We start from the raw sequence: 9,441 nt of genomic DNA on the forward strand, positions 1-9,441 counted from the left end.
AACCCCACCCCACCGCGCGCGGAGATTGTCTCTCTCAGCTCCGCGGTCAGAGCCAGATAGATCAATCGTTGCGCGCCCCCGACGACCCCGGCCTCGACAACCTGCTCGGCCGTGTCGATGGTCATCGCGTGCGCAAGGACCATCTTGTCGCGGGCGTGAGCCGCGCGAACGGTCGCCGCGACCAGCTCGGGAGCGAGACGGGGCAGAGCCGAGCCGAACAGGTGGCCGTCCTCCACCAGCACCTTGAGGTAGTCGGCGCCCTCGAGAATCCTGGCCTCGACGAACGCCGGAATCTCCGCCACGCGCGTGGCCGTCGACCACGGCGGATCCCCTTCCCCTTTCCGGAGCTGATGCGGGTGCCCGTCCGGGGGAGTGAGCCCGATGGACGGCGACCGCACATCGGCGAGGTCACTCGACTCGGCGACCTGGCGGCGCAACGGGTTCATACGCTCCGGGATCGAAAGCATGTCGAGCTCGGTGGTGATCCCGAACGTCAGGGCCTGGCGGAGCGACTCCGCGTCAGTATGCGTGTGAGCGTCGATCAGGCCGGGCAGCAACGTGGCGCCGCTACCATCGACCAGTTCGACCCCCTCGGGACGTCTGCCCGCGACGCTCACGATCCTGCCGTCCGCGACTTCGACGTCAACGGTTCCGAGCGAGTCCTCCCCATCGAAGACACGCGCGCCAGTGATGACGAAGTGATTCACGGCGAATTCCTCTCGACGGCGGATTACCTGTGGTTACCGCCAAAACCGTATGTAATCGTGATCGCGCTGCCAAGAAGGCACTTTTCCGATAGGTGGTGAGGCCAAGGTGACCAGGTTCAGCGACCCCTGTCCGGGCGAAGTCGACCAGGCCGGCCGATTCTTCGACCGTGCGTCCTTTGTGGATTGTGGTGCCGTGAAGGGGGCCTTACCGGCGCTGAGCGCTGTGAAGGGGCCCTTCACAGCGTGCGACGGGGCCGGGCCGGGGCTGTGTCGCGAACGTGCCGTTCGCGACGGTGAACGTCCCCTACGACGCGTTCGGGTCACTCGGCGAGCTTCGGGACGCTCGGCGCCCAGTGACGAGTCGTCCCCGTGACCCGGATAGGACCATATGTCATCCGGCAGCTCGCCGAAGATCCGCGTTTCGACGTCGTCCAGGAGCGACGTGAAGTTCTCCGACGTCCTCGTCTTGCCCACGCCACCAGGAAACAGTGAATCACAACAGCGGTGAACACGTCAGCGACTCGGCGGTGTCAGGTGTGTCGCGATCTGTCGGCTACTGGTAGCGCGTTTTGCTGGTTAGCGGGTCCGCGTTCTGTCGGCTAGGCTGTGGCCGTGGCAGGTCTGGTACAGCGCAACGCGGCACCTAGGGTAGCCGAACTGCTCTCCTCCTCCCGTCCGTTGCGTGACTCGAAATCTGTCAGCTGAAGAATGAGCTTGGATTCGGGTTGAGTTGAGATAATTTGTCTCGATTATTCGGGCGTATCTGCAATGCGTGGAGCGGACCCTTTTGGGTTGGGTGCACAACCTCGAGCCACTGCACTCCGTTGTAGTTCCGGAAGCAGTCAAGTGCCGAACTGAGATGTCGGAGTCCGAAACCGACGAAGTGGGGCGTTGTCGGAGCGGCGATGTCCTTGCTGTGCAGGTGGACGGTATGGAGATCTACCTTGTGCGACTCAAGATAGGCAAGGGCTGCGTGGGCAGCTCGCCGGAGTGCGCTGGTTGCGACCCAGCGGTCATTGATGTGATCACGTATCGCGAGATCATGTGGTTCGGCGTCCGCAAGGATGACCTGCTCGATCGTGATCACTTGGCCCTTGATCAAGGCTTCGAGTTCTTGGCGTAAGTAGCGAGGTACCCATTTGTCGAGCCCGTCGAAGCAGGGAAGTATGGCGTCGCGCGGGGCTCGGCGGGCGGTCGAGTCCGCCTGTATGGCATGGAGGCGCGCGATGGCGGTGTCGAGAGATTCGCCACGCTGCCAAAGTACGGTCATGGGCACGTCGTCATGGCCGCTGTGTGGCTCGAAAAGAATTGATACGCTTCGCCTTCGTCCTCGTAACGCCACTCGGAGCACCGTGTAGGGATCCTGTCCATAGCTCATGCTGTGGATGAAATGGCTCCGCCATCTGGCGCTGGTGCGATCGATGTCCACCGCGATGTCTACGTTCCCAGGCTCAAGCGCGCCTCGCGCGTAAGACCCGAAGACGTAGACAGTCCGGACAAGGTCGATCGGCCACCCAGTCCCCTGCGCGCGCCGCAGAAGCTCGTCAATCAAGGCTGTCGCCTGCCTGCGCTTCATGAAGAGCTATTTTGCCCCTGAACGATGAGGTGCCCAATGGCTCTGCGTTCCTTTAGTGCTGATTCACCGGCCACGTTCGCGCCACTCGGGGGGCTTGGGCCGCTCGGCGCCCAGCGTCGAGCGGCCGTGGCCCGGATGGGACCACGTGTCGTCCGGCGGCTCGCCGAAGATCCGTGTCTCGATGCAGGCGTAGCCCGGTGAGCTACGCTTGGCTACACTGGGCTTCGTGAAGGTGATCACTCAGCGGGAGTTCCGCAACAACTCTGCTGCCGTCATGGACGCTGTCGAGGCAGGCGAGACCTACCACGTCACTCGCAACGGCGTCGAGGTGGCTGAGTTGCGGCCGATACCGCGCAGGCGTCGCCTTACTGCTGAGGAGTTGGTGGAGCGACACCGAAGGTTGCCTACGGTTGAGGCTGCTCAGATGCGGCGCGAAGCTGATGAGTTCTTCGGCACCGAAGATCGTGTGGATTCCGACGACGTGTGGGAGCAGTCTCGTGACTGAGCGCCACGAGGCAGGTGTGCTCGACACCTGCGCTTACATTGACCTCGGTCTGCTCGATCCCGCGGCATTGCCCAAGATCCCAGAACTCACCGCCGTCACCATGGCTGAACTGCATCAGGGAGTGGCGATGGCAGGGGACGCCGCCGTTCGTGCGGCGCGCACCGAGAAGCTCGGTGCCGCCATCGTCGACTTCGTGCCGTTGCCGTTCGATGGTGAGGCGGCCGCCCGCTACGGGACATTGGTTGCGCTGGTTCTCGCGGCGAAGCGGGATCCGCGGCCTCGTCGAATGGATCTGATGATCGCCGCCATCGCATCCTCGCGAGAGCTACCGCTCTACACCCGAAACCCTGACGACTTCAAAGGGCTGGACAGCATGATTGAGGTCATCGCCATCTGAGTGATCTGTCGTTCGTCCGAAGATGCGGCCGCGTTGAAAGCCGCTGATATGTGATAACGGCACGGCGTACCGGTCACCCGGTAGGGTGAAATCCCTGCAGTGTGTTTCCGGTCTATCGAGGGGGAGCAGGGCTTGCCAAGTATCAGCTGGGTGGGTGTCCAGGCGCGGGATCAGGATTGCATCCTGGGCATCCGGGAGCTCGTTACAACAGCGGTCGACGAGATTGCGTCTGCGAGCCATTCCGATGTCCTCGCGCGAAGGTTGGGGCTGAGTGGGGAAGAGCCCCAGACGCAGAAGGCGATCGGTGGCATCCGTGGAGTGAGCTCGTCGGAGATATCGCGGCTCCAACGCAACGCATTGCGGCGTTTACGGGGGCGAGCTCGTCGAAAAAGTGATCATGTGCACGATGCCTTCGCGTGTCTGGTCGCAGAGTCGGTGGCAGCGGGTGTAGGGCTAGCAGAATGCCTGGTCGCCATCTCTGTGGCAGCGTTTCCGGGTGCGGAGCCCCGCATGGTCTGTGAGCTGATCGCAGTTCTGGCCGGTGTCCACCTCGGGCGCGGCGCGGACGACCTGTCGTCTGCGGTGGGAGGCGCGCTCGCCTCCTTGCGGCAGAATCTCGTCGCTGAGGTCAAGGCGGCCGGTTTCGCCGAACGGGCTACCCGACGCTGGGCCGCCATCCTCGACGACGTCGAGTGGCCGGAAACCTTGGCGGAGATTGCACCAGACCGGTCGGACTTTTCGCCACTTCGTGAAGTGAATCCGCGCCCTGGCTCCAGTGAATGGGAGTCGGCCAAGGTCGGCCGCAAGGTCGCTTGCGAATCGGTCAACGAGATGTACATGGTCCGTACTCTGAGCTATGCCGCTAATGTTGAGTGGTTTTGCGAGCAGCCCGTGGCCATTGAATACTTCTTGGACGGCAGGGTGCGCACTTACTACCCGGATCTGTTGGTGTGGCTTGACGATGGGCGATGTGTTCTTGTAGAGGTCAAAGGGCTGCCCGACATGGCCAGTTGGATCAATCAGGAAAAAAGCCGAAGCTGCCCGAAAATACTGTGCCCGGCGTGGGTGGGGTTTTATCGTGACCGATGGAACGCGGACATTGCGGCAGTTCATGCGGCGAGAGGTGTCTGAAGAGGTTGCGACCCTGCTCAAAAATGCCTTGTCAGGAGGTGCCGTGAGCTGGCCTCAGATCCAAGCCATGCGTGCGAGAGCAGATTTTACCAGTGTTGATGTCTCGGTTCTTGCGCTGCGCGAGAAATGGCGACTGACTTACCCGTATCGGCTGGCCTTTCGATAAGGCTGCCAGTGGTCAGGGGCGTAAAGTAACCACACCCCTGACTACTGGTGACTCACCAGCCGCGTTCGCGCCATTCGGCGAGCTTGGGCCGCTCCGCGCCCAGCGTCGAGTCGTCGCCGTGGCCCGGATAGAACCACGTGTCGTCCGGCAGCTCGCCGAAGATTCGCGTCTCGACGTCGTCCAGGAGCGACGTGAAGTTCTCCGGCGTGCCCGTCTTGCCCACGCCGCCTGGGAACAGGGAGTCGCCGGTGAACAGGTGGGGGTGGCCGGACGGATCGCGGTACAGCAGGGCGATCGAGCCGGGGGTGTGGCCGCGGAGGTGGATGACCTCGAGGGTGATCTCGCCCACGGAGAGCGTGTCCCCGTGCTCGACCAGGAAGTCCGGCGGTACCGGCAGCGGGCCGGCGTCGAGGGGGTGGGCGGCGGTGTTCGCGCCGTTGGCGCCCGCGACCGCGCCCAGGGCCTGCCAGTGGTCCTGGTGCTGGTGGGTGGTCACGACCGTGCGCAGTGCGGGCCGGTCGGGGCCGTGGCCGATCAGGTCGGAGATCCGCTCGGGGTCGTTCGCGGCGTCGATCAGCAGCGCTTCGTTCTCCGCGCGGCACACGAGCAGATACGCGTTGTTGTCCATCGGGCCGACGGACAGCTTCGTGATGGTCAGCGCGTCCAGGGTGCGGCGGGCGGCGTCCCCGCCCGGCTCGACATGCCCGGTGTAGGTCTCGGCGATGTTCACCTCTCCCACCGTAGTCGTGGCGCTGCAGCGCGTTCCACCCCACGCGGGCGCTTCCCCGGCGGGACCGGTAGCTCGGGCGGGTCACCCATCGGGGTGCTTCGCCGCATCGGCCGGGTAACCCGGAACGTGCCCCGGTCGTCGGGCGGCCCGCGGGCATCTCGTATCGTCTTTATCCGGTGCATCAGGAAGTGAGTTGCGTTCCGGCCCGCGCGTTGCCGAACTGGGGTCGCTCAGCATGCTCGTCGAACGACCGGTCCACCGGTTGCTCACCCCGTCGCCGGAAACCTCCGGAGCCGCCGTCGCGACCCCGCCGAGGGAGACGGCGCCGGTTTTTGTCGGTGGTGCGTCCTAGCATGGGACGCGGCCGCCCGTGTAGCTCGAACCGGGGTCGGCCCCCGCAGCTGACCAGCAAGATTGAAGGGACCTGGCGTGGCTGATCGCCTCGTTGTTCGCGGCGCCCGCGAGCACAACCTCCGCGGTGTGGATCTGGATCTGCCCCGCGACAGCCTGATCGTGTTCACCGGCCTGTCCGGGTCCGGCAAGTCGAGCCTCGCGTTCGACACCATCTTCGCCGAAGGGCAGCGTCGCTACGTCGAGTCGCTGTCCGCCTACGCCCGGCAGTTCCTCGGGCAGATGGACAAGCCGGACGTCGACTTCATCGAGGGCCTCTCGCCCGCGGTGTCGATCGACCAGAAGTCGACCTCGCGCAACCCCCGCTCGACGGTCGGCACGATCACCGAGGTGTACGACTACCTCCGGCTGCTGTACGCGCGAGCGGGCAAGGCGCACTGCCCGAAGTGTGGTGAGGCGATCAGCAAACAGACCCCGCAGCAGATCGTCGACCAGGTGCTCGCGATGGACGACGGCACCCGCTTCCAGGTGATCGCCCCGGTCGTGCGCGGGCGCAAGGGTGAGTACGTCGACCTGTTCGAGAACCTGCAGCAGCAGGGCTACGCGCGTGTGGTCGTCGACGGCACGGTGCACCCGCTCACCGACCCCCCGAAGCTGAAGAAGCAGGAGAAGCACCAGATCGGCGTCGTGATCGACAGGCTCACCGTGAAGGCGAGTTCGCGGCAGCGGCTCACCGACTCGGTGGAGACGGCGCTGCGGCTGGCCGACGGGCTGGTCGAGCTGGAGTTCGTCGACCTGCCGGAGAACGACGCGCATCGCATCCGCGGGTTCTCCGAGAACCTCGCCTGCCCCAACGGGCACCCGCTGGCCATCGAGGACCTCGAGCCGCGGTCGTTCTCCTTCAACTCGCCTTACGGCGCCTGCCCCGAGTGCACCGGGATCGGCGTGCGCAAGGAGGTCGACCCCGAGCTGGTCGTTCCGGACGACGAGCTGTCGCTGGCCGAGGGCGCCATCGCGCCGTGGGCGGGCGGGCAGTCCGCGGACTACTTCGTCCGGCTGCTCGAATCGCTGTCGGAGACCATCGGCTTCCGGATGGACACGCCGTGGCGCAAGCTGCCCGCCCGCGCGCAGAAGGCGGTTCTGCACGGTGTCGACGAGCAGGTCCACGTCCGCTACAAGAACCGCTACGGCCGCCAGCGGTCGTACTACGCGAACTTCGAGGGCGTGATCCCGTTCCTGGAGCGCCGCCAGGAGCAGACCGAGTCCGAGTACATGCGCGAGCGGTACGAGGGCTACATGCGCGAGGTCCCGTGCCCGGCCTGTCAGGGCACCCGGCTCAAGCCGGAGATCCTCGCGGTCACCCTCGAGCACCAGACCCAGGGCGACCGCTCCATCGCCGAGGTCTGCGCGCTCTCCATCGCGGAGGCCTCGCAGTTCCTCGACGAACTCAAGCTCGGCAAGCGCGAGTCCATGATCGCCGGCGCGGTCCTCAAGGAGATCCAGGCGCGCCTGCGCTTCCTGCTCGACGTCGGGCTCAACTACCTCTCGCTGGACAGGGCGTCGGCCACGCTCTCCGGCGGCGAGGCGCAGCGCATCCGGCTCGCCACCCAGATCGGCTCCGGTCTCGTCGGTGTGCTCTACGTGCTCGACGAGCCGTCGATCGGGCTGCACCAGCGGGACAACCACCGGCTGATCGAGACGCTGACCCGGCTGCGCGACCTCGGCAACACGCTGATCGTGGTCGAGCACGACGAGGACACCATCCGCGCCAGCGACTGGGTGGTCGACATCGGCCCGGGTGCCGGCGAGCACGGCGGTCACATCGTCCACAGTGGACCCTTCAAGAAGCTGTTGCGCGCCAAGGGCTCGCTCACCGGGGACTACCTGTCCGGCCGCCGGGTGATCGACGTGCCGGGTATCCGGCGCCCGGTCGACAAGAAGCGCCAGCTGACCGTGGTCGGCGCGCGCGAGCACAACCTGCGCGGGCTGGACGTGTCGTTCCCGCTCGGTTGCCTGGTCTCGGTGACCGGCGTGTCCGGGTCGGGGAAGTCGACGCTGGTCAACGACATCCTCGCGACCGTGCTGGCCAACAAGCTCAACGGCGCGCGGCAGGTGCCGGGGCGGCACACCCGGGTCAACGGGCTGGCCAATGTGGACAAGCTCGTGCGGGTGGACCAGTCGCCGATCGGGCGGACGCCGCGGTCCAACCCGGCCACCTACACCGGGGTCTGGGACCACGTCCGCAAGCTGTTCGCCGCGACCACCGAGGCGAAGGTGCGCGGCTACCAGCAGGGCCGGTTCTCCTTCAACGTCAAGGGCGGCCGGTGCGAGGCCTGCGCCGGTGACGGCACGATCAAGATCGAGATGAACTTCCTGCCGGACGTCTACGTCCCGTGCGAGGTGTGCAAGGGCGCGCGGTACAACCGCGAGACGCTGGAAGTGCACTACAAGGGCAAGACCGTCTCGGACGTGCTGGACATGCCGATCGAGGAGGCCGCCGAGTTCTTCGAGCCGATCAAGGCGATCCACCGGCACCTGAAGACGCTCGTCGACGTCGGGCTCGGGTACGTCCGGCTGGGCCAGCCCGCGCCGACGCTGTCCGGCGGCGAAGCGCAGCGCGTCAAGCTCGCCAGCGAACTGCAGAAGCGCTCCACCGGCAAGACGGTCTACATTCTCGACGAGCCGACCACCGGTCTGCACTTCGAGGACATCAGCAAGCTGATCGGCGTGATCAACGGGCTGGTGGACAAGGGGAACACGGTGATCGTCATCGAGCACAACCTCGACGTCATCAAGACCTCGGACTGGATCATCGACATGGGCCCGGAGGGCGGGTCCGGCGGTGGCACCGTCGTCGCCGAGGGCACGCCGGAGCAGGTCGCCGGCATCGAGGAGAGCTACACCGGCGAGTTCCTGCGCCACGTTCTTGCGTAGACACAGTCTCGCGTGAGTCACCGCCGGGCACCGGTGGTCTGGTGCGCCAGCGGTGACGGTGGTCCGGTGAAGAAGGCACGCACGCGGTAGGCGGCGCCTTCCTCGCCGGGCAACGTCGACAGCTTGCACGAGGTCGCGTTCGCGCCGGTCACCTCGACCGGCGCGAACATCGCCGTGCCGGGTTTCCGTTGCTCCAGAAGGAAACCTTCCTCGTCGGTGGTCCGGTCGGTCCAGGTGAACTTCAGCGTGCCGTCGGCTTCCCGTGCCGAGCGCAACCCCACCGGTGCGCCGGCGTCGCCGGGAGTGCGCACCGGCGCCGGAGCACCGGCGGGCGGCGGGGTAGCGGGCTGCGTGGCGTCGGTCAGGGGAGCCGACGCGGGGCCGGAGAACGGCCGGATCCGGTAGTAGAACGACGTCTGCGGCAGCAGATCCGGATGCGTGTAGGTCGTCAGATGCGGTGGCAGGTACTGCAACGTGGTGTACGGCCCGTTCGGATCCGTGGCGAATTCGAGCATGGTGCCCGCGGCGGCCGGATCATCCGGCCAGCGCAGCACGATGTCCAGCGGGGTGGTCAGCGTCGCGGTGAGCCCGGTCGCGGATTCCCGCTGAGGGACGGGTGCGGGGGCCGCGCACCCGGCCGCCGCCAGGCACGTGGCCAGCAGCACGAGCAGGTGCCGGGGTTTTCCGGGCACGGCGGACCTCGGCTTTCTCCAAGGCGGCGGTGCCTGCCCGCGGTGGGCCGGTCGGGGGCAGCTTAGGAACGCGGCGCGAAGATCGGCAAGGGCGCCGTCCCGATCATCGGGATAACCGACGGTGTGCGGCGCGGGCGCCCGGAAAGGTGGGGGGGGGGGGGGGCGGACAACACGGCAAGCGACCGCAGACAGCAGAAGAAAAGAGGGGGGGGGTGGGAGGCCACCCGCCGCACGGCACCACACACCCCCGGC

Annotated in this window: 7 protein-coding genes and 4 pseudogenes; 5 read left to right on the forward strand and 6 right to left on the reverse strand. The window is 66.3% G+C overall.

Going from position 1 to position 9,441, the window contains the following annotated elements:
- From ACFWX1_RS19230 to ACFWX1_RS19245, 4 genes and pseudogenes are all read right to left on the reverse strand, one after another.
- Positions 1-707, reverse strand: a pseudogene (locus ACFWX1_RS19230) (amidohydrolase family protein); the annotation flags it as partial.
- Between the two features lie 300 nt (positions 708-1,007).
- Positions 1,008-1,202 (reverse strand): annotated as a pseudogene (locus tag ACFWX1_RS19235) (MBL fold metallo-hydrolase); the annotation flags it as partial.
- A gap of 202 nt (positions 1,203-1,404) precedes the next feature.
- The gene (locus ACFWX1_RS19240; RefSeq protein ID WP_378389035.1) at positions 1,405-2,283 is read right to left on the reverse strand and encodes a hypothetical protein; all 879 of its coding nucleotides are present in this window, start codon (positions 2,281-2,283) and stop codon (positions 1,405-1,407) included.
- Positions 2,284-2,346: 63 nt separating this feature from the next.
- Positions 2,347-2,466 (reverse strand): annotated as a pseudogene (locus tag ACFWX1_RS19245) (MBL fold metallo-hydrolase); the annotation flags it as partial.
- 43 nt (positions 2,467-2,509) lie between these two features.
- On the opposite strand from ACFWX1_RS19245, the gene ACFWX1_RS19250 reads away from it, so the two are divergent.
- The 4 genes and pseudogenes from ACFWX1_RS19250 to ACFWX1_RS19265 all read left to right on the forward strand — a co-directional run bounded on the left by ACFWX1_RS19250 (position 2,510) and on the right by ACFWX1_RS19265 (position 4,316).
- Positions 2,510-2,788 (forward strand): type II toxin-antitoxin system Phd/YefM family antitoxin, encoded by a 279-nt coding sequence (locus ACFWX1_RS19250; RefSeq protein ID WP_378389037.1) that lies wholly within the window; start codon positions 2,510-2,512, stop codon positions 2,786-2,788.
- Complete coding sequence (locus ACFWX1_RS19255) at positions 2,781-3,185, forward strand: type II toxin-antitoxin system VapC family toxin (protein ID WP_378389039.1); 405 nt, start codon at positions 2,781-2,783, stop codon at positions 3,183-3,185. The genes ACFWX1_RS19250 and ACFWX1_RS19255 overlap by 8 nt, the downstream gene beginning before the upstream one ends.
- 150 nt (positions 3,186-3,335) lie before the next feature.
- Positions 3,336-3,545: pseudogene (locus tag ACFWX1_RS19260) on the forward strand (hypothetical protein); the annotation flags it as partial.
- 150 nt (positions 3,546-3,695) lie between these two features.
- Positions 3,696-4,316, forward strand: a complete 621-nt coding sequence (locus ACFWX1_RS19265; protein WP_378389120.1) for a Tn7 transposase TnsA N-terminal domain-containing protein — start codon at positions 3,696-3,698, stop codon at positions 4,314-4,316.
- A gap of 218 nt (positions 4,317-4,534) precedes the next feature.
- Here ACFWX1_RS19265 and ACFWX1_RS19270 read toward each other — a convergent pair whose 3' ends face one another.
- A complete protein-coding gene (locus tag ACFWX1_RS19270) occupies positions 4,535-5,212 on the reverse strand; it encodes an MBL fold metallo-hydrolase (protein WP_378389041.1) in 678 nt (225 codons plus the stop codon).
- Between the two features lie 429 nt (positions 5,213-5,641).
- Here ACFWX1_RS19270 and uvrA point away from each other — a divergent pair, with 429 nt between their 5' ends.
- Entirely contained in the window at positions 5,642-8,497 is a 2,856-nt protein-coding gene (gene uvrA / locus ACFWX1_RS19275; RefSeq protein WP_378389043.1) for an excinuclease ABC subunit UvrA, read from the forward strand.
- A 17-nt stretch (positions 8,498-8,514) separates the two neighbouring features.
- Here uvrA and ACFWX1_RS19280 read toward each other — a convergent pair whose 3' ends face one another.
- Positions 8,515-9,189 (reverse strand): fibronectin type III domain-containing protein, encoded by a 675-nt coding sequence (locus tag ACFWX1_RS19280; protein ID WP_378389045.1) that lies wholly within the window; start codon positions 9,187-9,189, stop codon positions 8,515-8,517.
- Positions 9,190-9,441 lie beyond the last annotated feature (252 nt).

This window comes from Amycolatopsis sp. NPDC059021 (assembly GCF_042739895.1).
Classification (GTDB): domain Bacteria; phylum Actinomycetota; class Actinomycetes; order Mycobacteriales; family Pseudonocardiaceae; genus Amycolatopsis.